Below are 25,811 nucleotides of genomic sequence, written 5' to 3'. Positions count from 1 at the left end.
ACTCCTAGAGCTCGGTCGGATCGAGGCGTTCCTCGACTACTTCGGCCGTGGAGCCGTCCGACGCGGCCAGCGTCACGCGGTAGGCAGCCTTGCCTGGTGTTTCCGCCACTGCCTCCACCAGCTGGGTCCCGCGGTAGAGCAGGCCCACACCGTCGTCGGTGCAGTGGGTCTCGCCCAATGTTCCCTGCGCCACCAGCCGGTGCACCAGGGGCCGGCGTGCCGCTTCGGAATCATAATGGACCCCGTTGTCGAAAGGGAGGAGGGCCAAGCCGTTACTCACGGCGCGCAGTTCAGGACCAAACGAGTCGGTTGTCCCGCCGCGGAACCAGCAGATCGATCCGGCCGACACGCCCGCCAACACCACTCCGGCCTGCCAGACGCGCCGGAAGATTGCGTCCAGTTCGTGGGCGCGCCAGACGGCCAGGAGGTTAACCACTGAACCGCCGTTCACCCACACAACGTCCTGGCCGAGCAGGTACTCCTCGATGTTGCCGACGTTGGGCATGCTGAACAGGTTCAGGTGCGTGAGCTGGAATCCGGCGACGTTGCCCGCTTCGCTGATCTCGGAGTTGAACCACCGCTGGTCCCCGCTGGCGGTGCCAAGATGGGCGATCCTGGGTGCCCGCCCGGTGACACCGGACAAATCCACCGCGTAGTGCACGAGTTTGTTGAATTCCAGCCTGGTCCGTGCGCCCGGCTTGTAGCCGCCGGAGGTCGCAAGAATTGTCGGACTTTTGGACGCCATAGCGGGTTGCTCCTTGGACGGGACAATCATTGCAGTTGAGCCTACCGAAGCCGGCGGCACGCACCGGCCGGATACCGTTCCCTTTCCGGGCAGGGGCAACTGGGCAGGAGCGCGCCCGGTCCGGAATGAAACGCTCTAGCGCGGCGGGCGGGCTGTCCTTAGAGTGACGGAGGAACCCGCAGCCCGATGAAAGGACGCCGACATGTCGTTCCAGGCCTATCTGGACACCATCGAAGACAAAACCGGCCTCACCCCGCGCCGGCTCGTGCAGATCGCCGAGGAAAAAGGATTCGCCGATCCTTCAGTGCAGGCTGGGACCATCCTCGAATGGCTCAAAGCGGACTACGGGCTCGGGCGGGGTCATGGAATGGCCCTGGTCCACGTCATCAAGAGCGGGCCGCGGATCGATGCCCGGCACATCGGGTCCTCCGGCGTGCACCGCGATGAGGCGGACGTGCTCTGGCTGGACGGCAAAGCAACCAAACCAAAGCCCTGACTGCGGAGGGGCCCAGCCTAGTGACCGGCGCCGAGCTTGCCGCCGAGGCGTTCGCGCATGAGGGCGCTGGCGTCGTTGAGGCCGATGATCTTCACGTCCGTACCGTGGTGGTGATACTTCTCGGTGATGGCGTCCAGGGCGGCGATCGTCGAGGCGTCCCAAAGGTGGGAGGCGTGCATGTCGATCAGGACGTGCCCGGGATCCAGGGCGTAGTCGAACTGGGTGTAGAGGTCGTTGGAGGACGCGAAGAACAGTTCGCCGTCCACAACGTATTTGGCGGTTTCGTGGCCGTCGATGTTCACGAGGGACCGTTCAACCGTGACAAAGTGGGCAACCCGGCGGGCGAACATCACCATGGCGACAAGAACGCCGACGCCGACGCCGATCGCCAGATTATGGGTTGCGACGGTGACGATGACGGTAGCGACCATAACTGCGGTTTCGCTCTTGGGCATCATTTTCACGGTCCGGGGCCGAATGCTGTGCCAGTCGAAGGTGGCGACGGAAACGAAGATCATCACCGCGACCAGCGCGGCCATCGGGATGATGGAGACGATGCCGCCCAGGACCACAACAAGGATCAGCAGGAAGACACCGGCGAGGAAGGTCGAGATCCTTGTCCGGGCGCCGGAGGCCTTCACGTTGATCATGGTCTGGCCGATCATTGCGCAGCCGCCCATGCCGCCGAAGAACCCGGTGACGATGTTGGCCACCCCCTGGCCCCAGGCTTCGCGGGTCTTATGGGAGCGGGTGTCTGTGACGTCGTCGACCAGCTTCGCGGTCATCAGGGATTCGAGGAGTCCGACGAAGGCCATGGCGAGGGCGAAGGGGAAGATAACCTGCAGGGTCTCGAGGCTCAACGGCACGTTGGGAATGAACAGTGTCGGCAGTGAGCTGGGCAATTCCCCCTTGTCGCCCACGGTGGGGACCGCGACGGCTGCGAACACGGTGATGAGGGTTAGAACTACGATGGCGACCAGTGGTGCCGGAACGGCTTTGGTCAGCTTCGGCAGGCCGAAGACAATGACCAGGCCCAAAGCAACGAGCGGGTAAACGAGCCACGGGACATCGAGGAGTTCGGGAACCTGGGACATAAAGATCAAGATGGCCAAGGCGTTGACGAACCCGACCATAACCGAGCGGGGGATGAACCGCATGAGCTTCGCCACCCCGGAGAGCCCGAGAATGACCTGGAAGATGCCGGCGAGGATCACGGCGGCGACGAAGTAGTCCACTCCGTGGGATTTCACCAGCGGGGCGATGACCAGGGCGATCGCACCGGTGGCCGCGGAGATCATCGCGGGGCGGCCGCCGACGAAAGCGATGGTCACGGCCATGGTGAAGGAGGCGAACAAGCCGATCCGCGGATCAACGCCGGCGATGATCGAGAAGGCGATGGCTTCCGGGATCAGGGCCAGCGCGACAACGAGTCCGGCCAGCACCTCGGTCTTGAGCCGGCGGGGGGACATTAGGGTCCCCCGGACGGATTGCAACTGCTCGGGCGTGAATGCCGGGGCATTCATGGCTGGTTTGACGGCCATTTCTGGCTCCGTTCATGGTCAAGAAGACGCGCGAATGCGGCTTCGCTTTGCTAATGTCTGGGGCGCAGCGCCGCGCGGGGAGGGGGGATTTCGCAAGGAACGTCTCAACCCCACTACCCAAACTCTACCCTAACGTGATGGTAGGGTTTAAATTTGAACAGGATGGAGCCCCTCATGAGCGCTAAGACCAGCACCATGCACATCGGTGAACTGGCCGAACGCACCGGGCTGTCCCTGCGGACGATCCGCCATTATGACGAGGTTGGACTCCTGCCCGCCAGCGCGCGCACCGACGGCGGCTTCCGGGTGTACTCGGAGGATGATTTCGAACGGCTTGCTGTTATCAAGCAGATGAAGCCGCTGGGGTTCTCGCTGGAGGAAATGTCCGAGATCCTGGGCCTGCTCGCGGGTGGACCGGACGCGCCGGGGTCCACTGACCGGCTCGTGGAAATCCTGGGGCGGGCGACGCATCAGCGCGCCAAGATGGCCCGCAGCCTCGCACAAGCGGATGACTTCATCGCCATGCTTGGCAGCCGCACCGCCTAACCATCCAGGGTCCGCGCCTGCGGCTCAGCTAGAATCCGACATATTCTCCCGCGCAGCGTTCACGAACTGGCTCCGGAGCGGCCCCAGTGGCACCATGTTTGGATGCTTGAGGCAACGAAAAACCCGCAGTCCGCCCAGGAGCCCAGCGCTGACGCGGTCCCGATCAACCCCGCCCTCGCCGTTGAGGCCAGGATTGCTCGCATCGCGGTGACCGTATTCCCGCTGCTGGTCCTCATCGCCGGAGTCGCCGGCTACCTGTTCCCGGGCGCCCTCAAACCCCTGAGCCCCAGCGTCCCGTACCTGCTGGGAATCATCATGTTCTGCATGGGCCTGACCCTGACCCCGCCCGACTTCGCGTCGGTCGCCAAACGCCCCTGGGCCGTGGTCCTCGGGATCGTGGCGCACTACCTCATCATGCCCGGCGCGGGCTGGCTGATCGCCGTCGCCCTGAATCTGTCGCCGGAACTGGCTGTGGGTCTGATCCTCGTCGGCTGCGCACCCTCGGGCACGGCGTCCAACGTCATGGCATTCCTGGCCAAGGGCGACGTAGCCCTCTCGGTCGCCGTCGCCTCCGTGTCCACCCTGATCGCCCCGATCGTGACGCCGCTGCTGGTGCTGTTCCTGGCCGGTTCCTACCTGCAGATCGACGCCGGCGGCATGGTTCTGGACATCGTCAAGACCGTCCTCCTGCCGGTGATCGCCGGCCTGCTGGCCCGCTTTTTCCTCAAGAAGCTCGTGGCCCGGGTGCTCCCGGCCCTTCCCTGGGCCTCCGCCGTCGTGATTTCACTGATCGTGGCGATTGTGGTCGCCGGCAGCGCCGGCAAGATCGTCGCCGCCGGCGGAATTGTGTTCCTGGCCGTGGTGCTGCACAACGGCTTCGGCCTGGGCCTGGGGTACCTGGCCGGCAAGCTGGGGCGTCTGGATGACAAGGCCCGCCGTGCGCTGGCCTTCGAAGTCGGTATGCAGAACTCCGGCCTGGCCGCCACCCTGGCCACGGCGCACTTCAGCCCGCTGACCGCCCTGCCGTCAGCCGTCTTCTCGGTCTGGCACAACGTCTCCGGCGCCATCGTCGCGGCCTGGCTGGCACGCCGACCGCTGCGGGACGCCTAACGCCGCCGCTCCCCGTCCGGCGCGGCCCGTGCGGGAAACTATTCCGGCAGCCGCGCAAGCAGGGTCGTGACAGCGCGCTCGGCGGGGCCACCCGCCGCCGGTGCCCCCGGCGCCAGAGCGTCGACACCATCCGCCTGCGCCGAGTCGGAGAAGACCAGTTGGGCGACACCGCGGGCAGTGAGCTCCTTCATCGTCGCAACGTCGCCGATGCTGCGGTTCGCCGGCTTGGAGCCGAGGATAACGCCGTCGGCGCCACCGGAGAGCATAAACTGCCGCCAGCTCTCGCCCACGAGGATCACCGGCTGGTAGCCGTGCCCGGGCAGGAGCCGAACGGCCGCCGCGGCGAGCCCACGGTCCCAGGAATCCTCGAGGTCGGTGATGGCGACGGCCACCACGTCGGTGCGTCCGCGCCGCATCCCTCGGGCTGCCCGGTTGGGCACGTAGCCCAGGTCTCGGACTGCGGCACGGACGCGGTCCCGGGTGGGCTGGCTGATCCGGGTGCTGCTGCCGGTGCGGCCGGTCAGCACGTAGGAGACGGTGGTAGGGGAAACTCCTGCGGCCGCCGCCACGTCTCGGATGGTGGGCTTGGATCCTTGCCGCAAAGATGACTCCCGGTAGTTCTCCGTCACGGAAAGGTGGCGGTGTGGCTGGTTCTCGTTGAACTCTAGCGGGAAGCCGAGGCAGATCCTTGGTGACCGCCGGTGGGCCGTCGGTTTCCGGGTCTACGGCCGGGCCAAAAGGTCTTCGTAGCGGGCGTGGCACAAAATACCCCATAGGGTATATTGAAGAAGTCCCCGGCTGCAGGGGCCACGTCCGGGAGCCTGAAGGATCGCCATGCACACGAAGGAACTGCCGGAAGGCTTGAAGCCAGTCCAGGCCAACCGCCCGGCGCGAAGCGCCCCCACGACCCAACCCGGCCTGGATAATAAGCGCCTCCAGCGCCGCGTGGTCTTCATCCTCGCCGGCGGCCAGATCCTCGGCGGCATCGGCATGGGAGCAACACTGTCCCTCGGTTCCCTGCTGGCAGCGCAGCTCTCCGGGTCCAACGCGTGGTCCGGCATGGCCGCCACAATGAGTACCCTCGGCGCCGCCTTCGCCGCCGTCCCCCTCGCCCGGCTGGCCCAGGCCCGCGGCCGGCGGATCTCGCTGTCCACCGGCGCCCTGGTTGCCGGCGCCGGCGCCGTCACGGCAATCACCTCCGCCGCGCTGGGCGTCTTCGCGTTGCTGCTGCTGGGCCTCATGCTCCTCGGCTCGGGCTCCGCAGTGAATCTGCAGGCTCGTTTCGCCGCGACCGACCTGTCCCGCCCCGGCTCCCGGGGCCGGGACCTCTCGATTGTGGTGTGGTCCACCACGATCGGCGCCGTCCTGGGCCCGAATCTGTTCGGCCCCGGTGAGACCGTCGGAGGAGCCCTTGGCCTGCCCCCGTTGACGGGCGCTTTCGCCTTCTCCGTGGCCGCGCAACTGTTGGCCGCCGGCGTCTATGCGACAGGCCTGCGGCCGGACCCGCTCCTCACCGCGATGGCCGCCCGAGTGCCCGATCTCGAGGCACCCCAGCCCAAAAGCGGTCTGCGGATTCTGCGCAGCAGCCCCCGGGCCCGGTACGCAGTGGCCGCCGTCGCCCTCAGCCACGCCACTATGGTGGCGCTTATGTCAATGACGCCCGTGCACCTGCGCGACCACGGGGCAAGCCTGACGGTGGTCGGCCTGACGATCAGCCTGCACATCGCCGGCATGTACGCCCTGTCACCTGTTTTCGGCTGGCTGTCGGACAAAGTCGGGCGACTGCCGACCATCCTGCTGGGCCAGGGCATGCTGCTGGTGTCGCTGGTGCTGGCCGGAGTTGCGCCGGATTCCAGCGCTGCCGTGACAGCGAGCTTAATCCTGCTGGGGCTGGGTTGGTCTGCCTCCCTGGTTGCCGGGTCTGCTTTGGTGGCCGAGTCAGCCCATGTGCAGGACCGGCCCGCGATCCAGGGCGTTTCCGACTTGAGCATGAACGCAGCCGGAGCGACCGGCGGCGCGCTGGCCGGTCCGGTACTTGCCGCAGTCGGGTATTCCGGGCTCGGGTTCCTCTCCATCACCATGGTGGCCACCGTGATCATCTGGACCGCCCGGCAGCCACGACGTCCCGGCAAAATCCAGGAGCAGCCATGACAAGCGACAGCGGCCCCACAGGGAACGTCGGCACGGGCACCCCTGACATACCCGAAAGCCGCGGCCGTGCGCGGCAACTCGCGCAGGTGCTCGGCAACTGGTCCCGGGCACGCGTGGTCTCAACCATCGTCGCCGCCGGCATCGCCGCGCTCTTCCTGCTAGGCGCCAACGGCATGATTGCCGGCGCCGGCACCGGCTGGACGGGCTACGCCCTGGTGGGCGCGGCGTCGATCCTGGCCGGCTTCCTGGCAGGCAGCTATGTCAACACCCCGATCGGCGCGGCGGCCACCCTGTGCGATCTACGCTGGCCCGTCCTGGGCCTCTTCGGCGCGGTGTGGGCGAGCTCGGCTAGGGAGGCAGTGCCGTCGGTCCAGGTCGCCGCGGGCCTACTGTCCCTGGCTGTGATGGCATGGGCCCTGCACGGCCGACTGGAGCTGGAGCGCAAAGTCACGCTGGGCCGCAGCGGATCGCCGGAATCCGACGTCGACGTCTGCACCGACTGCCGCCCGCTGTTCCCCACCAAGCCGCAACCGCAGGACTGAGCCTGCAAGCCTCGGCGGCGGAGCGCAGGCCAGAGGCGGATGTACGCCCAGCCGTCCCATTGGCATTTGGCAAGGAGCGATGACTGGCAACTCACCGCTAGGGCTTCAGCACAACCTTGATGCAGCCGTCTTCCTTTTTCTGGAAGATTTCGTAGGCCCCAGCGGCGTCGTCGAGGGCGACTTCGTGGGTTTTGAGGTCCATAACGCCGAACGGGTCTGCCGGATCCTCAACAAACGGAAGCAGCTCGTCCGTCCAGCGCCGGACGTTGCACTGGCCCATCCGGAGTTGGATCTGCTTGTCGAACATGCTCATCAATGGCATGGGGCTTGCGGTGCCGCCGTATACTCCACTGAGCGAGACGGTCCCTCCCCTGCGCACGGAATCCAAAGCTGCATGGAGGACCGACATCCGGTCGATACCGGCAGTCTCCATCACCTTCCTGGCCAGCGCATCGGGCAGGAGCCCCACGGCGTTCTGCGCAAAGGCGCCCACCGGCGAACCATGCGCTTCCATCCCGACGGCGTCGACGATCGCGTCGGGACCCCTGCCATCGGTCATGTCGCGGAGCTGGTCCCCAATGTCTTTCGTAAAATCAACGGTCTCCACGCCGTGCCGCTCGGCCATCCGGCGGCGTTCCGGAACCGGCTCGACGGCGATGACCCGGTGGCCCAAGTGCCGGCCGATCCGGCTGGCGAATTGCCCCACCGGGCCAAGACCAAAGACGGCCAGTGTCCCGCCGTCGGGAACGTCAGCGTAGTGGACCCCCTGCCAGGCCGTGGGCAGGATGTCGGAAAGGTAGAGGTACCGCTCGTCGGGAAGCTCATGCCCGACCTTCACCGGCCCATAATCCGCGTGCGGAACCCGCAGGAACTCAGCCTGCCCGCCGGGGACCGAGCCGTACAGCTCGGAGAACCCGAACAGGCTCGCACCGCTGTTGTGGGAGTGGACCTGGGTGGTTTCGCACTGGGACTGCAGGCCCCGTTTGCACATCCAGCAATGACCGCACGAAATGTTGAAAGGGATCACAACCCTGTCGCCCGGCTTGAGGTTCCGGACGCCGGAGCCGACCTCCTGAACGATCCCCATGGGTTCGTGGCCGAGGATATCGCCAGGCTTCATATACGGACCCAGGACCTCGTACAGGTGAAGGTCAGAGCCGCAAATCGCCGATGACGTGACTTTGACGATGGCGTCCGTCGGCTCCTGGATCACCGGATCCGGAACCGTCTCCACACTGACTGACCTTTTTCCCTGCCACGTAAGCGCCCTCATGTCCGCTCCTCCAGTCACAATCGAGAATGATAAGCATACTTGCCATTTCGATTGTTCCTTATCCCCGCGTTATTGAAAAGTGAGACCGGGCCCGGGGCGGAGTGCGCGGCGGCCCCTAGACCTTCCGGTGGATCGACTTGTAGCTCAAGTAGGCGGTGAGGCCCTCGACCCCGTACTCGGTGCCCAGCCCGGAATCGTGCCGGCCGCCGAAAGGAGCCGCATGGTTGGAAGCGAAGAAGTTGATGCCCACCGAGCCGGTGTCCATCCGATCCGCCACGGCCAGCGCTGCCTCCTGATCACGGCCGAACACCAGCCCGCCGAGGCCGAATTCCGTGTTGTTCGCCAGCGCAACCGCCTCATCAACGCTGCCACCTGCGTCGTTGTATTTGAGGATGCAAATCACCGGACCGAATATCTCCTCCCGGGAGATCCGCATGTCCGGCGTAACGTCGGCAAACACTGTGGGTTCCACGAAGTAGCCGCCTTCCAGCCCGCCGCCCAGTGCCGCGCGGCGACCGCCGGTGGTAGCTCGGGCGCCCTCGGCCAGGCCCGACTCCACGAATTCCAGCACGGTCCGGTACTGGGATTCCGTGGCGCACGGCCCGAAGACCGTGTCCGGATCCAGCGGGTCGCCCTGCTTTCCGGCCGCGATGGTGCTGGTGACCATGGCCACCACCTCCTCGTACCGGCTGGCCGGCGCCAGGATCCGGGTCGAGATGTAGCAGGTCTGCCCCGTGTTGCGCATGGAGGAGCGGATCAGGACTTTGGACATTTCCTCAAGATCGGCGTCCGACAGCACGATCGCACTGGACTTCCCGCCGAGCTCCAGGGTCACGGGACGCAACAGCTCGCCGCAGGCCGCCGCGATCTTCCGGCCAACCGGCGTCGAACCCGTGAAGGCCACCTTGTCCACTCCCGGGTGCTTCACCAGCGCATCGCCCAACCGTCCGGAGCCGGTGACGAGGTTAACGACGCCGGCAGGAACACCAGCCGCTGCGATCGCATCGATGATCACCCGGAGCGACAGCGGGGTGGGCGACGCCGGCTTGATCACCACGGTGCAGCCGGCCAGCAGCGCCGGGGCGAGCTTGATCACCACAAGGTTGATCGGGAAGTTCCAGGGCGCGATCAAGGCGCAGACGCCGATCGGTTCGCGCCGGACTACGGATTCGCCGCCGCCCAGGGGGAAAGCCCGCACGTCCTCCCGCTCAAGGTAGCCGGCCAGGCCTGCGAAGTAGCGAAAGATGCCCGCGGCGTTGGCCGCCGCCCCGGCGGACTCCGAGACCGGAGAACCGTTCTCGCGGGTGTTGGTCAGCGACAATTCCCCGGCGCGCTTCTCTACCTCTTCGGCAATGCGCAGCAGGTACGCAGCGCGGTCCGAGGGTGCCAGCCGCGGCCACTCCCCGCCATCGAAGGCCGTGCGTGCGGACTCGACGGCGGAGTCGACGTCTGCGGCGGTTCCGTCCGGGACGGAGCCCCAGACTTCGCCGGTGGCGGGGTCGGTGACCGGGTTGCGGCCGGTGCCGCCCGCGGGCGTCCAGGCGCCGTCGACGAAGATGTTGTCAACGTGCGTGTACGGCAGCTGAAGGGCGGCGCGGGCGGCCAGGGCAGAGCTGTTGTGTGTGGCGGCAGTCATCGGATGACTGCCGTCTTCAGCAGGGCATTGGAGCGGCCAAGGTCGGCGCTGGCCATGTCGTGGGCGGCCTGGGTGATGAGTTCGGGCACTATTTCCGCGGCCAGACGGTCGGTGTAGGTGGCGGGGTCCAGCTTGAACCAGGACGAGGCCAAGGCAACCCCGGCCTGGTCGAAGCGCCACAGCCGGTCTGCGTCGCGCATCAACGCGTCCTCAAGCGACTTGGCTACCGGGCGGGTGTCGTGGCCGTCGATGATCTCGCAAACGCGGTCAATGAACTCGGTGTTATAGCCCAGGCCCGGGAGCACCCGCCGGGCGACGTCGCAGCCCTGCTTCTCGTGTTCGTAGCGGATGGCGGCGTTGCGCCAATCCCCCGCGAAACCCTCTGAGATGATGCGGGACTCATCCACGTGGGCCCAGCCGGTATCGTGCAGCAGGGTGGCCACCCGGACCAGTTCAGCGTCAGCGTTGGGGTAGGCCCGGCAGAGCCTTTCGGCGAAGGCGAGGGAGATCGGCAGGTGGATGTCATTACCGCGGGTACGCGTCTCGTGCACTACGGTGCGCCAGAGCCCGTCGAGATCCCCGAGCGCTGCCGGGGTGGTGGCGATCGGGGCGGTGTCTACCGGTCCCGGCGCCGGGACCGGCCGGACCGGGTAGGCGGCTGCGAACTCCGCAGCCGCGGAATCAACAGCCGCGGGACTGGTTCCAGCCGGATTTTCGGAAACCGGGTTCGCGGCGCCGGTGGCGGCAGCCGAGGTGTGGGGGGCAGTCATGATTCTCCTTCGGGTGGGCAGGCCTGCTGGCTAGCTGTCCGTGGTGATCGTTTTGAGGGGCATAGTTGGGTCGGCAGCGGCGCCGGCGGGGATGTTGCGCCCTTGGGCAAGGGCGTTTTTGACGGCCATAAAGTCCAGCGGAGCATTAACGCAGTCCGCGGCGATGACCTGGCCCAGGCGGTAGTAGAGAACGCTGAATTTGCCGCGTTCCCTGTCCGGCCGCAGCACCGTCTGGTCGTAGCCGTTGCAGAGCCCGGCGATCTGAAGCTTCAGCTCGGCCTGGTTGGACCAGAACCAGGGGATGCCGGCGTATTCCTCGCGCCTGCCGGTGAGGGAGTAGGCGGCCACCTTGGCGTGTTCAATCGCATTGTTCACGCTTTCCAGCCGAATCCGCTCACCCGGTTCCGAGCCGGGCACGGGGTTGGGCATGTTGGCGCAGTCACCGATCGCCACCGTGGTGCCGTCCGATGCCAGTGCGAAACGGTCCACAACGATCCCGTTGTCCACGGCGAGGCCAAGCTGTTCTGCGAGTTGGGTGTTGGGGCTGACGCCGATGCCGACCAGCACGATCTGCGCCGCCAACACCGTGCCGTCCTGGAGCTCGACACCGGCGACGGCGACGGTGCCTGCGTTGCCTGCGGCTGCGGTGAAGCGTTTGGCGCTTGTATTGAGCCGGATGTCCAGGCCGCGGGCGCGGTGGGCCTGCAGGAAGTACTCGGCGGTTTCCTCGCCGACGGCGCGGCCCACCAGCCGCGGGCCGAATTCCAGCACGGTGACGTTTTTGCCCATTTTTTGAAGGCTCGACGCAGCTTCGAGGCCGATGAACCCGCCGCCGATCACCACAACATCCTGGGCGTCCCCCACCCGGGCCTTGAGCGCCAGCGCGTCGTCGGCGTTGCGCAGATAGAGCACGCCGTCGAGGTCGCCACCCGCTATTTCCAGTTTCCGGGCGCGGGCGCCCACCGTGAGGGCGAGGCGCTTAAAGGGGAATTGCCTGCCCGAGGTGGAATACGCGACGCCGGAGCCGTCGGCGTCCTTGTCAATCCTGACAATGTATTCGGCTTTGACCAGCTCCACGTTGTGCTCGGTCCAGTAGTCGTTGGAGCGGAAGATAAGGGATTCGCTCTCCACAGTGCCCTGCAGGAACTCCTTGGACAGGGCCGGGCGCTGGTAGGGTCGGTGGTCCTCATCGCCGAGCAGGGTGATGTGTTCCTCGAAACCAAGCGCCCGGAGCGATACCGCGAGCTGGACGCCGGACTGGCTGGCGCCGATGATAAGCAGGCCCGTGCGGGTCGCGCCCTCAGTTTCGGTACCGGCTGCGCCGGCGGTTCCGGCGGACGCCTGCTGCGACGCGGCAACATGGGTGCCCATCACTACACCTGCGTTTCCGGGGTGGTGACGAACAGTTCGAGCTCATCGGTGAGGCGGAGCTGGCAGGACAGGCGCGAGTTGTCCGCACGGTCCACGGCGGTGCCGTAAAGCATCTCGTCTTCCATATCCTCCATGGCCGGAAGCTGCGAGAGGCAGTCCTCCCGGACAAAAACGTGGCAGGTGGCGCAGGAGAGCGAACCGCCGCACTCGGCCACGATGCCGGTGACGCCGTTGCGCACTGCGGTCTCCATGACCGAGTCGCCGGCGTTGCCCTGGACGTCGCGGACTGCGCCCGCGGCGTCGGTGAAATGAACCGTTGGCATTGGTCCTCCTTGGATTGAAAAGCGGAAAGGTCAGGTCAAGGGCGCGGTCAGATGAACTGGCGGCCGCCGTCGACCACCATGGTCTGGCCGGTGTAGTAGGAACTGTCCGGACCGGCCAGGAAAAGGGCCGCGCCCACGATGTCCTCCGGCTGGCTGGCCCGCTTGATGGCGCCCCGGTCCACACCGTAGTTTTCGGCGTCCGCCATCAGCCCGTAGCTTGCTTCGGTCAGGGTGAAGCCCGGGGCGATCGCGTTGACCGTGATTCCCCGCCGGCCCAGTTCCTTGGCCATCACCCGGGTTAGGGCCACCACGCCGCCTTTGGAGGCGACGTAGTGCAGCCACTGCTCCGAGCCACTGAAAACGGTGGCGCTGGAGAGGTTGATGACGCGCCCTCCCTCGGGCAGGTACGGGCTCGCGGCCCTCGTGACGAGCCACGGGCCCTTGAGGTTGACGTTCATCACCAGGTCCCATTCGGCCGGGTCGATGTCCTCGAACGGGCTGCGGGTCACTCCGGCGTACACCGCGGCGTTGTTGAGCACAACGTCGATGCTTCCGTTGCCGAAATCCGCGCAGCTTTTCGCCAGGGCCTCGGTGGAGCCGACGCTGGTGACGTCGGCGTGGAGGGCGACGGCATCGGCACCGGTAGCCAGGACCAGCCTGGCAGTTTCCTGTGCACCGTCGAGGTTTACGTCCGCCACCGCCACGCGGTAGCCGCGGCGGCCGAAGCCGAGCGCGAACGCCCGGCCGAGCCCGCCGGCGGCACCGGTGATCAGGACGGTGCGGGCAGTCTGGCCCGCACCGTCCAACTGCGGATCAGACATGGCTGTGGCTGTGCGCGCCCGGTCCGGCGATGACCAGTTCGTCTTCGGCGTCGAGGATCTGGACCGTGCCCTTCGTGCCGTCCACGCGCAGCCGCTGCCCGGTTTTGATCGTGGTGGACGCCGAACCGGTGCCGGTCACGGCCGGCAGGCCGTACTCCCGGCAGACGATCGCCGCGTGGCTCATCATGCCGCCGATGTCCGTGACCGTGGCCTTGATCTTGCCGAAGATCGGCCCCCAGGACGGTGCCGTGACGGTGGCCACCAGGATTTCGCCCTGCTGCACCTCGGATAGTTGGTCCGCGTCGGTGATGACGCGTGCCAGGCCTTCCACGACGCCGGGTGAGGCGGCCATGCCGCGCAGACCGCCGCCTTCGACTGCTTCGCCGGCCCCAAGCCATTGCTGGACCTGTTCGGTGGTGATGCCCCAAAGCATCCGGGTGAAGGGTTCGGTGATGATCTCCGGCGGGGTGTTCAGTGCCGGTGCGGGCCGGGCGGTTTTGAGCGCATCCACGATCCCGCGGCGGCGCTCGATTTCCTCCGGCCAGTAGTCCGGACCAATGGGCTTCGCGCCGACACCCCATCCGGTGACGAGGTCGAAGAGCGCGTCACGGACCTCGTTGCGGCCCAGGTAGAGCAGGTCGTCCGGTTCGGTCCAGAAGCCTTCAGCCTGCATCATGCGGGACAGTTCGCGGATCTTGCGCCAGAAGACGCCCATGGTCCAGTGCTCGATGTAGAAGTTGTGGTTCTCCACGTACGGGTAGGCGGTGGCGGCAAGGCCGCGCTTGGCGTCGAAAAGTGCCAGGTTTCCGCCTTCGAGCAGGTCCCGGTATTCCCCGATGATGCGGTCGCGTTCGATGATCAGGGCCTCGACGGGCCGCATGATTTCCTGGCCCTCGTCCACGCGGCGGATGTAGTCGGCGATGTAGCCGAGCGGGATTTCCTGGTGTTCGTTCCAGTACTTGTCGTGGCCGTAGAAGCCGTTGCCCACGGTGAAGTTGAACCACGGGTCCTTGGCGGCCTCGTACTGGGCCGTCCAGCGGTCCCCGCCGGGGGCCGCGGCGATGGCCGCCAGGGTGGACCCGACGTCGTCGGTGTTGCCGAAGAGCGACTGCAGCTTAAGTTCGACGGCCAGTTTGGCCAGCCCCTTCAGCTCGTCATCCGGGCGGAAGAGTTCCATGTCCACGCCCTGGACCATCGTGGCGATGGACTGGTCGGGGATGTTGGGGAAGACCTGCTTGCAGAAGTTGAAGAAGTCCAGGTAGGCAATGTAGCCGAGGTTGAGGAACTCGAAGTGGTACTGCCAGTTCTGGTAGGCCAGCTGGATCAGCCGGTCGTAGCTCTCAAGCAGCTTCTCGGAGCCGTCCTTGCCCTTGCCGGAGAGGATGTCCTCGATCGGGACCACGTCCGGGAGCTTGGGGAAGGAGATGGTTTCCATCTCGTCGATGGTCCCCTTGACCTTGATGTGCCACTGCTTGAGGAGCTCGTCCCAGTTCTGGAAGTAGTGGCCAACCCGCTGCTCGAACAGGGGCACCCGCGCGGCGATCTGGTCCTCGGGCACCGGGATGGGCGACATGTAGAGGTAGCCCAGGTGGACCCGGAATTCGATGCCGTTGGCGTTGGGGATCATCAGGTGCCGGGCGTTGTACTGGCCCAGGCACTTGACCGCGAATTCGCCGCCGATGGTCTCGAAGGGCTTGAACACAGTGGGCCAGTGCTGGCTGTCGCAGAACCAGAACTTGGCGTCCTCCTGCTCCTTGAGCTTGTCCTGGAACACCAGGTAGTAAGGGTAGATCTTTTCCCAGCCCTCGGCGCCGGCGGGGACCGCAAGCTCGGAGGGCTTGGGGAAGGATTTCAGGGACATGGCGGTCCTTTCAGTGCGGGCTCGGCGTTGAGCCTGGGTGAGGGAGCGGGATAGGGGGTCAGGACTTGTTAGGTGAGCTGACGGGGGCTGAGTCCGCTGAAGTAGCCGCCAGCGGCAGCAGCCGACGGGACACTCGGCTTGGAGGAATGCACCGTCTCGGGGCGGGACTGGAGCAGGAGCAGGTTTTCGCCGTCGGGCAGGTCGCCGTCGAGTGCCCATTCGATGTCCTGCGGGCACTTGTAGTGCTTCTCCGCGCGCTTGGCCATTTGCGCTACGGCCGCGAGTTCGGCGTCGCTGAGGCTGCGGCGGCCGCGGCGTTCGGCATCGACCTCCCGTTCCACCAGGCGACCGGCCGCGGCGTCGGGGACGAGTTCGGCGTGCTTGTCGCCGAGGTGTTCGAAGATGACGGCCAGGGTGACCTTGTCCAGCATGATGTTGTCCGGGGTGACCTGGCCGGAGACCACCATTTCGCCGACCCCGTAGGAGGAGTCGATGGTGATCTTGGAGCGGTCGCCGTTGGTGGGGTCCATGGTGATCGCGACGCCGGAAACACGGGCGTTGACCATCTTCTGCACCACCACGGCCATCGACAGGCCCTCGTTGGGGATGTTGTTCCGGAGCCGGTAAATGATTGCGCGGGAAGTAAAGAGCGAGGCCCAGCACTGCCTGATGTGCTCGGTGACGGCCTTGACGCCGTCGAGCCAGAGATAAGTGTCCTGCTGGCCGGCGAAGGAGGCGTCCGGGAGGTCCTCGGCCGTGGCACTGGACCGCACGGCGACCGGGACCGGCTCCTCAAAGCGGGACATCAGGGCGTTATAGGCTCCGACGGTGAGTTCGCGCATCGCCTGCGGCACCGGGCGGGAGCAGATGTCCTCGCGGATGGCGGCGGAGACCTTATCCACCTGGCCCATGTCCCCGGGGTCCAGATCGGCAAGGAGCTGGTGGATATGCCGGGTGATGCCTGCTTCTTCCATAAACGCATCGAACTGCGCGGTGGTGACGACGAAGCCGGGAGGAACTGGCATGCCGGCGGAAGTCATCGTGACCAGGGAGGCGCCCTTGCCGCCCAAGTTTTCAAGTTTCGGCTCGATGCCGCCGTCGAAGAACTGGATGTATTCGTTGCTTTGCATGTTTTTTAGGCCTTCCAGCTGACGGGGACGGTCTCGGGGACGCGGAAGGAGAGGTTTTCGCGGAAGGTGGTGTCATCCGGCCTCTCCAGCTGCAGCGCGGGGGCGAGCCGGGCAACTTCCTCGAGGGCGATTTTGGCCTGCAGCTTGGCGAGCATATTGCCCAGGCAGTAGTGGATGCCGAACCCGAAGGACAGGTGTTCGCGGGCATTGGTGCGGGTGATGTCGAAGTCCTCGCCGGAGCTGAACTTGCCCTCATCGCGGTTTGCGGCGCCCATCAGGAGCAGCAGCTGCGAGCCTTCCTCGATCGCCACCCCACCGACTTCGGTGTCTTTGAGGGCTTTGCGCCGCCACCCGACAATCGATCCGGCGTAGCGGAGGACCTCGTCGATGGCCGCAGGGATCGTCTTGGGGTCTGCTACGAGCTGCTTCCACTGCTCGGGGCGGGCCAGGAGTTCACGGAGGGCGTTGGAAATCAGTGTGGTGGTGGTCTCGTGGCCGGCGAAGAGCAGGCTGTAGAGGACGGAGGCGATCTCGTGGTCGGAGATCTCGGCGCCTTCCTGCTGCGATTTCACCAGGTCGGCGGTGAGGTTGTCACCGCCTTCCTGGTGGGCCACCCTGACCAGGCGGAGGCATTCCTGCCAGTACTCCACGAGGTTGTGGGCGTGCGGGATCTGTTCCTCGTCGCTGAGGTCGCCCCAGGTCATCGCGGCGCGGGAATCACTCCAGCGTTTGAAGGTGTCCACCTGGGACACCTCCGCTCCGATCAGGGTCAGGATGGTGATGGTGGGGACGTCGTAGGCGAGGTCCCTGACCATGTCGCCGCGGTGGTCCGGGCTGGCCAGCATCTTCTCCAGCAGTTCGACGACGTTCTGCCGGATAAAGGGTTCCAGCGCCTTGTAGCGCCGGGGAGTGAAGGCCTTTTGGACCACGGCACGGATGCGGGTGTGCTCCGGCGGCCGGCGGGCGGACAGGCCCGAGTAGGCGGTGAAGCCGCCGTCTTCCATGATCTTCTTTGCTGCGGCGCCGCGTTCGCGGACGGGAGCCTGGGCATTTTCGCTGGAGAAGGTCTGCCAGTCGTCGAACACGGCTTTGATGTCGTCGTAGCGGGAAACAACGTAGAGGCCGATCCGCTCGTCGAACATCACCGGCTGCTCGGCCCGGAGTTCGGCGTACGCCGGAAACGGATCCTTCATCTGGAACGGCTCGTAGCCATGGTGCCCGGCGGGGGCTTCGGCGCCGTGACCATAGGGGCAGCGGCCGGCCGTTTCTGTCGACGATGACATCTGGGCTCCTAGATTTTTGGTCCCGCCGGCAGCGGCAGTGCTTGCCGGGGGTTCTTATTCATCAGTGTGGCCCCGATCACCCGCGCCGGACAGGACTGGCTTCCACTCAGTGGAAGCCAGTTGTCTTCCGTCCCGGTGGGACGGCGACGGCTCAGGCCGTGCCGGCGAAGTTGCTGCCGAGCAGCGTTTCCAGCGGGATCCGGGCCGTGGCGCGCTCGATCTGAGCGGCGATGCCCCGCAGGACGGGCAGATGCCGGGTCATCGTGTCGGCCTGGCTGGTGGGCAGCACCAGTCCGATCGAGGCGCCAATCCGGCCGGTATGAAAGACCGGGACGGCGATCGAGCAGGAGCCCAGCCGGACTTCCTCCAAGGTCGTGGCGTAGCCCTGCTCGCGGATCCGGGTCAGCTCCCCGGACAGCTTCCTGGGGTCCACGTGGGTGTGGGCGGTGTGCCGCTCCAGCTGCCGGTTCAGGTAGGCCTCGCGGACCCAGTCCACCTCGAAGGCCAGGATGACCTTTCCGACGGCGGTTGCATGCATGGGCAGCCGGCCGCCGACCCGGGAGGCCCGCGGGACCCGCCTGGAGCCGTAGACACGATCGATGTAGAGCACCTCATGGCCGGCCCGGACCGCCAGGTGCGCGGTTTCGCCGGTGAGCGAGAACAGATCCTGGACGTAGGGACGGGCCGCATCGCGGAGCTGCCGACCGGTGTTTTGGGCCAGTTCCCAGAGCCGGATGCCGAGCTGGTAGCGGCCGTTGGGCTCGCGGGAGAGGAGCCCCCAGTCGGTGAGTTCGTTGACCAGGCGGTGGGCAGTGCTCAGCGGCAGCCCGGACTTTTCGGCAATGTCGGTGAGGCTGAGAGCGCCCCGGGACTTTTCAAAGGCTTCCAGGATGGCGAGGACCTTCGAGGTTACGGTCCTGCCGGGTTCGCGGCTGCCGCCGGCCATCATGACCTCCTCGTCGCGGGCTCAGGGCCGGCCGTCAGCTGGCCGTTCCCTGCCCGGAATCGAGTCTAATCGGCACTGGCCCCGGCACGCTCCGAACGAGCCACGGCCCGCCTAGACATCGATGGTGTCCATGTTCGGGTACCTCGCTCCGGCTGCCGCCCCGGCCGGAGCCAGTTCGTCGAGGCGGGCCAGGTCGTCGGGGGAGAGTTCGACGTCGGGAGCGCCCAGATTTTCGAACAGACGTTCGCGCTTCTTGGTGCCCGGGATGGGAACAATATGCTCGCCCTGGGCCAGCAGCCAGGCAAGTGCCAACTGCGCCGGAGTGCAGTCCTTCGTATCCGCCAACTCCTTCACCCGATCCACGAGCTGTAAGTTGCGGGTGAAGTTTTCGCCTTGGAAACGCGGGGAATGCCGGCGGAAATCGTCCGCCGCAAAGTCGTCAGGGCTGCGGAATTGACCGGTCAGGAAACCTCGGCCGAGCGGGCTGTAGGGGACAAAGCCGATGCCGAGCTCGGCGAGGACCGGGATTATCTTGGTCTCGGGCTCGCGTTCCCACAGCGAATATTCGGTCTGCAGGGCCGTGATCGGGTGCACCGCATGTGCCCGGCGAACGGTGTCCGCGCTGGCTTCGGATAACCCCAGGTGCCTGACTTTTCCGGCCTGAACCAGCTCAGCCATGGCTCCGACGGTTTCCTCGATCGGGGTGGCCTTGTCGACGCGGTGCTGGTAATACAGATCGATATGGTCCACGCCCAGTCGCTGCAGGCTCGCGTCGCAAGCGGCCCGCACGTAGTCCGGGGAGCCGTTGATGCCAACCCAGGATCCGTCGGCCCGGCGTTCGTTGCCGAATTTGGTGGCGAGCACCACGTCCTCCCGCCGGCCGGCAATAGCCCGGCCAACAAGCGCTTCGTTTGTGAACGGGCCGTACATGTCAGCGGTGTCCAGCAGGCTGCCGCCGGCATCGAGAAAGGCCTGGATGGTTGCGATGGACTCTTTTTCCTCGCCATGACCGTAGAACTCGCTCATGCCCATGCAGCCCAGCCCCAGGGCCGAGACGGTGAGTGAACCGAGAGTGCGGGTTTCCATAGATTTCTCCTCAGGCAGATCGGCATGGCGGCCACCGGCGTCCGTTCCGGAACCTGATGGGACTTGTGTCCCGGCTGCGGGACGTCGCCCAGGTGGCAGGTGGCCACTCTAGGCCCATCCGTCCTGGGGTACAACAAAAATCCGATTCGGCTGCGCTTGCGCGGTCCGCTGCGACTCGCGTCCGGTCGAATCGGCGCGGCGGACGAATCGGCGCGGCGGACGAAGAAACAGCACAGCAAAGCAGGCCCGACGTCGGCCGACCGCAGAGCAGCGCTCTCGGACGGGTTTTCTTCGCCTCAGCGCCGCCAATGGTACGGCGTTGTCGTCGACACCCGGAGCAGGCCGTAGCGTTCCAGGATCGGCCGTGAATATTCGGTTGAATCGCTGTGGATGAGCGTTTTGCCCAGGGTCAATGCGGCGCGGGCCCGGGCCGCGGTGAGAGCGCGGTAGATGCCCCGGCCGCGCCACTGGCTGAGTGTTGCCCCGCCCCAGATTCCCGCGAAGTCAGTGCCTGATACCGGCTCGAGGCGGCCCGCGCTGACAATCAGCCCCTGATGTTCGGCGACCCACAATTCCATCCCGTCGCGGCGAGCCATCCGACGCAGGACTGCTGCAGCGTTTCCATCGGAGACGGGACTGCCAAAAACCCTGTCCTGCATGGCGCTCATGGCCCGGATGTCCTGTTCCTCGGTCACTTTTCGCAGGCTCACACCTTGTGGAAGATCCACCTCGACGCTCAGTTCGCTGGCCGGCCCGATCATAATCGACTCGGTCTCGTCGGGCTCGAATCCGTGCTTCAGCAGCGCCTCGTGGAGTCCGGGCGCATGATCGTGACCGCGGGTTTTCCATTCGATCCGCACAATGGCCGGATCGCGGCGGTAGAACGCCAGCGCTTCGGCCACCCATCGCGCGATCGTCTCGGCGCCGGCCCCAGCAAGGTCTTGGTAGGTGACGAAACCTCGTCCGCCCTCGAAGGTCACGAGCCGCAAGGGACCCAGCCGCTCCACGGCGGCCGCGCCGGGGGTCTCCGCGTCCGTGCGGAGCTGCTGGTCGTACCTCTTGAGGAGTCCTGAAATCGCCATCGCTCCACGGTACAGCGGCCGGCGGGGGCGCACGTAGGATCGGCACATGACAATTGACGAGTGGGAGCGCAGCGTAGCCGCATTCTGGACGGCCTTCGAGGCAGCACCGAGTGACGCCGACGACGTCATCGAGGAACTGGACGAGCTCGCTGCGGCTTCGCCGGCAACCGACGGCCGGGCAGACTTCGAACGCGCCTGTATCCGCGATTCAACCGGCCGGACTGCAGATGCCGTCTCCTTCTATGACTCCGGGCTTGCTGCCGGGCTCGACCCGATCAGGCAGACCCGCGCCTGGGTGCAAATGGCCAGCTCCGAGCGCGCACTCGGACACACTGACGAAGCTTTGAGGATCCTCTCCCGCACCGACCCGCACGCCTTGGGCGGAGCCCCCGGCGCGGTGCGGGCCCTGGCCCTGCGGGACGCCGGCCGGCACGACGAAGCCCTCCGGGTCGCACTCGAAGCACTCATTCCACATCTGCCGAGGTATCAGCACTCCATCGCGAACTACGCGAGGCTCCTTACAGACGGCTAGCGCCGAACCGGCAACACCTCCCGAAACCGCGGAACATCCCAATTAATCCACTCGGTGTAGTATCTGGTACTGCGTGCCGTTTCCGTGTCCGTTGCGTCTGAAGGAGTTCCCGTGAGTCACCGCCACAACCGGAGGGTATCCCCCACGTCCGGGGACGAAAGCCCCGTTGCCGGCTCAAGCGGGGTCCCGGGCGGCATAATGGCGGGACCGGCATCCCGCCAGCAGAAGGTGCCGGCAACGGCGGGCAGGGACACGGCAGCAGCTCTCCTGATCGGACTCCTGGCGGGCATCCTCGGCCTGGCGCCGTGGCTGATCACCGGCGCACGCCTGCCGCTGCAGAACCTTTGGGGCTCGCAGCTACTGCCCGGACAGATGCCCCTGGCCCTTCTGCCGCTTAGCCAGTACGAAGCCACCACACTGGTGTCGTTAATGACCACGGGCGCTGCGGCAGCCGGCCTGGCGGTCCGGCGCTGGTCCCCGGCGCGCCGTCGCCTGGTCACGTGGTGCGCCGCCGGGGGCGTACTTCTGGTGCAGGCAACAGCAGCGATCCAGGCATTTAATGTGGTCGGCGAGGGCTTGGCGCCCGGCGCGTTGTCACGCCTCTACCTGGCTGGCCTGTTGGCTGGAGTGCTGGCCGCAATCGCCGCCGGGCTGGTGTTGCTCTTGCTCCTCGCAGCCCGTTCTCCGGCCTTGGTCGCGTTGGGGGTTGGCCTTGCGGCCGTTCCGTTTGTGTCCTGGGTGACCTCCGCAGCTGCCGAAGTGGCTGGGGTGGGCAACGCTCCCGTATGGCTGACCTTGCTGTGGCGCTGGTTCCCCGCGGTGCTGGTCGGCGTTGCCCTGGCGTGGTGCGGGCTGCGCCCTGCGGTCCGCGCTGTGGTGTGGGCGGTGGACCTGGGCCTGCTCTGGGTGGTCCCCGCAGGGTTCACAGCAGTCAGCAGTGTCCTGGGCACACGGGTGCTGGGAGGTGACCTGCAGGAAATGTCAGCAATGGGAAGGCAGGTTTTCGCTGCGGCCCTTGGTCCCGCCGGCGGCGCCGGACCGACGGTGCTGCTGGCACTGGCGATCGCTTTGTTGGGGGCTTTCGGTCGATTCCCGGCCAAGAAAGGGTTGAATGCCATTTACCGGACACGGGCGCATGGCTTTCCCCAACCTCCGGGTTAGAAGATCCGCGGGGCCAGCCGGGGACCTGTCTAGACTGGCCCAATGAGGTCGAATTGGGGGATCTTTCGCTCTGCCGCCGTGCTGGTGGCTGCTGCTCTGCAGCTGACCGCCTGCGGCAGCACCGACGTCGTATGCCCTGCCGTCGGGTGGGTCAGCACCATCACTGTGCGGCTCGAAGGCGACCTCACCGCCGTCGACCACGTTGAGCTGTGCACCCCGGCGGGTTGCTCCGTTCCTGTTGTGGCCTCCGCCCAGCCCGCTGCTCCAAAATCTGCGGTTCCCAGCCCGCCGGCTGACCCTTCACCATCCGCAGCACCCTTCACCTCAGCCCGGACAGCGATCAATTCCTGGTTGTTCACCGTCCGGGGCCAATTGCCCGAGGACGTAAAAACTCGTGTGCTCACCCAAGACGGCACCTTGCTCGCCGGGCTGGAATCCCGGCCGGAATGGACCAGGGCGGGTGGGTCGGAAGAATGCGGCGGTCCCATGACCACGCCGCCCATCACCCTCCAGCTCCCGCACCGGCAGCAGTAGCAGCCTTGCCCGCCGACGAAAGGATCAGCCATGACCTTCTTTCAGGACTTCCCGGTACCGCCCACTCCCCCGCGCGGGCGGGCGGTGAGGTACGTCCCGCCGGTCTGGGCCGGCGCCCCGCCCTACGAGCTTCCGGCGGTTGTCCAGATCGGTCAGTTCCTGCACCGGAGCCCGACATTGGTGATGGCAGTCAAGAGCGCCGATGTCTTTTCAACGGGTTGTTCGTTCGATGTGTCATGGACCATCCGCCGGGGCGACCAGACCGATGCGGAGTGGGCGGATCTCAACGACGTGTTTTTCCGGCCCGGATCCGGCCCCCGAAGGGGCTCCGGGGGAGCTTCGATGCTGCACTTCGGCGCGGCTTTCCCTGACGGCTCAAAGTCCAGCACCAGCGCGCATCCGCACGGATTCTTCGAAGGCCCCGGGGAGCCTGCTCCGCCGGTCCTCCTGATGCGAAACGGAGGCGGGAGCGGCGGCGACGACGAGCTCTCCGGCTCCGGCTCGCTCTGGCTCTGGCCGTTGCCACCCGCGGGGAAACTTCGGCTGGTTGCCGAGTGGAAAGACTTCGGCCTGGCAGAGTGCTCCATTTTCCTGGACGGGTCCCGGCTGCGTGACGCCGCTGCCGGAGTGCAGAAATTCTGGTGAGCTGCGCATCGCAGCGCCCGGGCACCCGCCTGCGGCACCCCCCGCCGGGAAGGCGGCAGACTGGGTCGGGGGAGCTGCACACGACCACAAGGAGAATCCATGACCACCGCAATCTCAGTCATCGTCTTTGACGTCAATGAAACCCTCTCTGACATGTCCGCGATGGGGGGACAATTCAGCGACGTCGGGGCGCCGGCTGAGTTGGCCAAGCTCTGGTTCGCGACCCTGCTGCGTGACGGCTTCGCGCTTACAGCCAGCGGAGACAACGGATCGTTCGCCGCGATCGGGGCGGAGGCACTTCGGGGACTTCTGACCGGGGTGGAGCTAAACCGCCCAATGGATGCGGCGGTCGACCATGTTATGGCCGGGCTGACCGGTCTCAAGGTACATCCGGACGTCCCCGCGGGGATTACAGTCCTCGCCGCTGCCGGGTTCCGGCTGATCACCCTCAGCAACGGCTCTGCCCGGATCGCCGCGAAGCTGTTCAGTGGGGCTGGGATCCGTGACGAGTTCGAGGCGCTGCTCTCGGTCGAGGATGCGCCGGCCTGGAAGCCGGCCCGCAGTTCCTACGACTATGCGGCTGCCGCTTCGGGCGCCGCCCCGGCGGACATGCTGCTGGTCGCCGTCCATCCGTGGGACATCCACGGCGCAGCCCGTGCCGGGCTGCGCACCGCATGGCTAAACCGGTCAGGGAGCAGCTACCCGGGCTATTTCGAGTCGCCAGATTTTACGGTCAATGCCCTGACCGAGCTTCCCGGAGTGCTGGCCGCAGCGCACTAAAAAAGCAGCGCCGAGCCCCTCAGCTGAGCTGGCCCGGCGCTGCTTGCGGGTCGCAGCCCGGGGCACGGACGCGACGATGCTTCTAGCCGGTAAATCCTTTATCTTTGAGCCAGGCGGCAGCCGCATCCCGGGGGTTTACCTTCCGGTCGCCGGAGACTTCCTCGTTCAACTTCAGCAAGTCCGCCGTCGTCAGAACCCGTGACACTTTGTTCAGCACTTCCGTGCTCTTAGCGTCCAGCCGGTCCTTCAGCGCCAGCGGCACCACCTGTTGGGCCGCGAAATTGTTCAGCGGATCCGCCAGGGAAACCAGCTTGTTCTGGAGAATCAGCGGTGAGGTGCTAAAGACATCGGCGGCCTGGATCCTGTCATCGAGCAGCGCCCGGACTGTCACCGGCCCGCCACCGTCGCTGAAGGGGACGAATTCCTTAGGCTCGCAGCCGTAGTTCGCTTTGAGCCCCGGGAGGCCCTGGGGCCGTTCCTTGGCTTCCGGCGGCATACCGAGCGCAATCTGATCACACACCTTCCCCAGGTCGGCAAGAGTTTTGAGCCCGAATTTCGCCGCCGTCGCCTCGGTGACCACGATGGAATCCTTGTCCTCCGCTTGGGCCGCTTCGAGCACTGTCAACTCGTCGGGCAGCTTGCCGGGGAGTGCTTTCATGACGTCGTCGGCACTGGCAGCGGTAGCGTTCTTGTCAACGTAGCGGAGCAGATTGCCGCTGTAATCGGGGACGACGTCGATCGACCTGTCCTGCAAGGCCCGCACATACACCTCACGGGAGCCAATTCCTGGCTTCGTCGACGCGGGGATGCCAGCCGCGTTGAGCGCACCCGCGTAAACCTCGGCCAGCGTCTCGCTTTCCGGGAAGTTTGCCGAGCCGATCACCAGGGCAGCCCCCGGGGTGCTGCTTCCCGAAGGCCGGTCATTGTTCAGCGGATCATTTCCGGCGCCGCAGGCGGCCAGCGAGAGCGCGAGCAAAGTCCCCGCTGCCAGCGCGACGGTCCGGGCCAGTGGTTTCATCATGTTCATGTTCCTCATTCTTGAACCCGGCCGGTTCCGGGCCGAATTTTTCGTCCTGATGCGCCTGCACCCGCAGGACCATGGTACTCAGCACCGTCCGCAACTGCGGCAATGGCGCCTCAAGGATGCATTGGTCCGGGAACGCCGGCCGGGCTGACGGGACGCAGTGGCAGCATTTTGCGCGAGCCCGCATTTTCTGCCGCGTCCAGGGTCGGGTACTGGACGCAGGCGGGGACCAGCCGCCTGACATTCTTGGGCACCGGCGCCAGCGTCAGGACGGCATAGGCCAGGATGAATACGGCAGGTCCCCACCAACCCGTGCTGCCGAAGTAGTTCCGGATTTCATCGACCGACGGTAACGGGAACAGCAGGGCTGCCGCCGCCGCGGCAGCCACCAGGGCAAGCAGCAGGCCCAGCTGCAGGCCGGC

27 protein-coding genes are annotated in these 25,811 nt (G+C 66.2%); 10 read left to right on the top strand and 17 right to left on the bottom strand.

Translation table 11 applies throughout. From position 1 onward, the window contains the following. Nucleotides 1-4: 4 nt before the first annotated feature. Complete coding sequence (locus tag ABIB49_RS00335; protein WP_226773509.1) at nucleotides 5-745, bottom strand: Type 1 glutamine amidotransferase-like domain-containing protein; 741 nt, start codon at nucleotides 743-745, stop codon at nucleotides 5-7. A 202-nt stretch (nucleotides 746-947) separates the two neighbouring features. Between ABIB49_RS00335 and ABIB49_RS00330 the strand changes: the two genes are divergently transcribed. Further along, nucleotides 948-1,241 carry a DUF4287 domain-containing protein gene (locus ABIB49_RS00330; RefSeq protein ID WP_226773508.1) on the top strand — a complete coding sequence of 98 codons (294 nt, stop codon included), beginning with the start codon at nucleotides 948-950 and terminating at the stop codon, nucleotides 1,239-1,241. Between the two features lie 17 nt (nucleotides 1,242-1,258). On the opposite strand, the gene ABIB49_RS00325 is transcribed toward ABIB49_RS00330, so the two are convergent. Next, nucleotides 1,259-2,782, bottom strand: a complete 1,524-nt coding sequence (locus ABIB49_RS00325) for a SulP family inorganic anion transporter (protein WP_226773507.1) — start codon at nucleotides 2,780-2,782, stop codon at nucleotides 1,259-1,261. Nucleotides 2,783-2,956: 174 nt separating this feature from the next. On the opposite strand from ABIB49_RS00325, the gene ABIB49_RS00320 reads away from it, so the two are divergent. Beyond that, complete coding sequence (locus tag ABIB49_RS00320; protein WP_226773506.1) at nucleotides 2,957-3,328, top strand: MerR family transcriptional regulator; 372 nt, start codon at nucleotides 2,957-2,959, stop codon at nucleotides 3,326-3,328. 102 nt (nucleotides 3,329-3,430) lie between these two features. Next, on the top strand, nucleotides 3,431-4,438 hold the full coding sequence (locus ABIB49_RS00315; protein WP_226773505.1) for a bile acid:sodium symporter family protein: 1,008 nt from the start codon (nucleotides 3,431-3,433) through the stop codon (nucleotides 4,436-4,438). Between the two features lie 38 nt (nucleotides 4,439-4,476). Here the strand turns inward: ABIB49_RS00315 and ABIB49_RS00310 are convergent, their stop codons facing one another. Continuing rightward, nucleotides 4,477-5,007, bottom strand: a complete 531-nt coding sequence (locus ABIB49_RS00310) for a LacI family DNA-binding transcriptional regulator (RefSeq protein ID WP_226773504.1) — start codon at nucleotides 5,005-5,007, stop codon at nucleotides 4,477-4,479. A gap of 265 nt (nucleotides 5,008-5,272) precedes the next feature. Between ABIB49_RS00310 and ABIB49_RS00305 the strand changes: the two genes are divergently transcribed. After that, on the top strand, nucleotides 5,273-6,589 hold the full coding sequence (locus ABIB49_RS00305; protein ID WP_226773503.1) for an MFS transporter: 1,317 nt from the start codon (nucleotides 5,273-5,275) through the stop codon (nucleotides 6,587-6,589). After that, nucleotides 6,586-7,131 (top strand): hypothetical protein, encoded by a 546-nt coding sequence (locus ABIB49_RS00300; protein ID WP_226773502.1) that lies wholly within the window; start codon nucleotides 6,586-6,588, stop codon nucleotides 7,129-7,131. Before ABIB49_RS00305 ends, ABIB49_RS00300 begins: the two co-directional genes overlap by 4 nt. A 97-nt stretch (nucleotides 7,132-7,228) precedes the next feature. Here ABIB49_RS00300 and ABIB49_RS00295 read toward each other — a convergent pair whose 3' ends face one another. The 12 genes from ABIB49_RS00295 to ABIB49_RS00240 form a co-directional block, all read right to left on the bottom strand. Further along, on the bottom strand, nucleotides 7,229-8,404 hold the full coding sequence (locus tag ABIB49_RS00295) for a zinc-dependent alcohol dehydrogenase (RefSeq protein ID WP_354156549.1): 1,176 nt from the start codon (nucleotides 8,402-8,404) through the stop codon (nucleotides 7,229-7,231). A gap of 115 nt (nucleotides 8,405-8,519) precedes the next feature. Beyond that, on the bottom strand, nucleotides 8,520-10,040 hold the full coding sequence (locus ABIB49_RS00290; RefSeq protein ID WP_354156548.1) for an aldehyde dehydrogenase family protein: 1,521 nt from the start codon (nucleotides 10,038-10,040) through the stop codon (nucleotides 8,520-8,522). Next, a complete protein-coding gene (locus ABIB49_RS00285) occupies nucleotides 10,037-10,810 on the bottom strand; it encodes an HD domain-containing protein (protein WP_354156547.1) in 774 nt (257 codons plus the stop codon). The genes ABIB49_RS00290 and ABIB49_RS00285 overlap by 4 nt, the downstream gene beginning before the upstream one ends. A 30-nt stretch (nucleotides 10,811-10,840) precedes the next feature. After that, nucleotides 10,841-12,181, bottom strand: a complete 1,341-nt coding sequence (locus ABIB49_RS00280; RefSeq protein ID WP_354156546.1) for an NAD(P)/FAD-dependent oxidoreductase — start codon at nucleotides 12,179-12,181, stop codon at nucleotides 10,841-10,843. Nucleotides 12,182-12,183: 2 nt separating this feature from the next. After that, nucleotides 12,184-12,504 carry a 2Fe-2S iron-sulfur cluster-binding protein gene (locus tag ABIB49_RS00275; protein WP_226773497.1) on the bottom strand — a complete coding sequence of 107 codons (321 nt, stop codon included), beginning with the start codon at nucleotides 12,502-12,504 and terminating at the stop codon, nucleotides 12,184-12,186. Nucleotides 12,505-12,551: 47 nt separating this feature from the next. Then, complete coding sequence (locus ABIB49_RS00270; RefSeq protein WP_354156545.1) at nucleotides 12,552-13,325, bottom strand: SDR family NAD(P)-dependent oxidoreductase; 774 nt, start codon at nucleotides 13,323-13,325, stop codon at nucleotides 12,552-12,554. Further along, nucleotides 13,318-15,186 carry a PEP-utilizing enzyme gene (locus ABIB49_RS00265; protein ID WP_282359451.1) on the bottom strand — a complete coding sequence of 623 codons (1,869 nt, stop codon included), beginning with the start codon at nucleotides 15,184-15,186 and terminating at the stop codon, nucleotides 13,318-13,320. The genes ABIB49_RS00270 and ABIB49_RS00265 overlap by 8 nt, the downstream gene beginning before the upstream one ends. A gap of 68 nt (nucleotides 15,187-15,254) precedes the next feature. Next, entirely contained in the window at nucleotides 15,255-16,316 is a 1,062-nt protein-coding gene (locus ABIB49_RS00260) for a PEP/pyruvate-binding domain-containing protein (protein WP_354156544.1), read from the bottom strand. A 5-nt stretch (nucleotides 16,317-16,321) separates the two neighbouring features. Beyond that, nucleotides 16,322-17,599 carry a cytochrome P450 gene (locus ABIB49_RS00255; protein ID WP_283480094.1) on the bottom strand — a complete coding sequence of 426 codons (1,278 nt, stop codon included), beginning with the start codon at nucleotides 17,597-17,599 and terminating at the stop codon, nucleotides 16,322-16,324. 151 nt (nucleotides 17,600-17,750) lie between these two features. Next, nucleotides 17,751-18,545, bottom strand: a complete 795-nt coding sequence (locus ABIB49_RS00250) for an IclR family transcriptional regulator (protein ID WP_226773516.1) — start codon at nucleotides 18,543-18,545, stop codon at nucleotides 17,751-17,753. Nucleotides 18,546-18,656: 111 nt separating this feature from the next. After that, a complete protein-coding gene (locus ABIB49_RS00245; RefSeq protein WP_354156543.1) occupies nucleotides 18,657-19,631 on the bottom strand; it encodes an aldo/keto reductase in 975 nt (324 codons plus the stop codon). 296 nt (nucleotides 19,632-19,927) lie between these two features. Beyond that, nucleotides 19,928-20,713 (bottom strand): GNAT family N-acetyltransferase, encoded by a 786-nt coding sequence (locus ABIB49_RS00240; protein WP_354156542.1) that lies wholly within the window; start codon nucleotides 20,711-20,713, stop codon nucleotides 19,928-19,930. A 46-nt stretch (nucleotides 20,714-20,759) separates the two neighbouring features. Here ABIB49_RS00240 and ABIB49_RS00235 point away from each other — a divergent pair, with 46 nt between their 5' ends. The 5 genes from ABIB49_RS00235 (at nucleotide 20,760) to ABIB49_RS00215 (ending at nucleotide 24,365) form a co-directional block, all read left to right on the top strand. Further along, entirely contained in the window at nucleotides 20,760-21,245 is a 486-nt protein-coding gene (locus ABIB49_RS00235) for a tetratricopeptide repeat protein (RefSeq protein WP_226773490.1), read from the top strand. Between the two features lie 111 nt (nucleotides 21,246-21,356). Then, nucleotides 21,357-22,406 (top strand): hypothetical protein, encoded by a 1,050-nt coding sequence (locus tag ABIB49_RS00230; protein WP_226773489.1) that lies wholly within the window; start codon nucleotides 21,357-21,359, stop codon nucleotides 22,404-22,406. A gap of 42 nt (nucleotides 22,407-22,448) precedes the next feature. After that, complete coding sequence (locus ABIB49_RS00225; RefSeq protein ID WP_226773488.1) at nucleotides 22,449-22,940, top strand: hypothetical protein; 492 nt, start codon at nucleotides 22,449-22,451, stop codon at nucleotides 22,938-22,940. Nucleotides 22,941-22,970: 30 nt separating this feature from the next. Next, the gene (locus tag ABIB49_RS00220) at nucleotides 22,971-23,585 is read left to right on the top strand and encodes a hypothetical protein (protein ID WP_226773487.1); all 615 of its coding nucleotides are present in this window, start codon (nucleotides 22,971-22,973) and stop codon (nucleotides 23,583-23,585) included. 99 nt (nucleotides 23,586-23,684) lie between these two features. Then, entirely contained in the window at nucleotides 23,685-24,365 is a 681-nt protein-coding gene (locus ABIB49_RS00215; RefSeq protein WP_226773486.1) for a haloacid dehalogenase type II, read from the top strand. A gap of 82 nt (nucleotides 24,366-24,447) precedes the next feature. Here the strand turns inward: ABIB49_RS00215 and ABIB49_RS00210 are convergent, their stop codons facing one another. Both ABIB49_RS00210 and ABIB49_RS00205 read right to left on the bottom strand, forming a co-directional pair. Further along, the gene (locus ABIB49_RS00210) at nucleotides 24,448-25,386 is read right to left on the bottom strand and encodes an ABC transporter substrate-binding protein (protein WP_396021217.1); all 939 of its coding nucleotides are present in this window, start codon (nucleotides 25,384-25,386) and stop codon (nucleotides 24,448-24,450) included. Nucleotides 25,387-25,502: 116 nt separating this feature from the next. After that, nucleotides 25,503-25,778 carry a hypothetical protein gene (locus ABIB49_RS00205; protein WP_226773484.1) on the bottom strand — a complete coding sequence of 92 codons (276 nt, stop codon included), beginning with the start codon at nucleotides 25,776-25,778 and terminating at the stop codon, nucleotides 25,503-25,505. Between the last annotated feature and the right edge of the window lie 33 nt (nucleotides 25,779-25,811).

The organism is Arthrobacter sp. UYCu512, from assembly GCF_040547075.1.
Classification (GTDB): domain Bacteria; phylum Actinomycetota; class Actinomycetes; order Actinomycetales; family Micrococcaceae; genus Arthrobacter.
The sequence above is the reverse complement of the archived record's forward strand: the minus strand, read 5'-3'. Positions and strand labels throughout refer to the sequence as shown.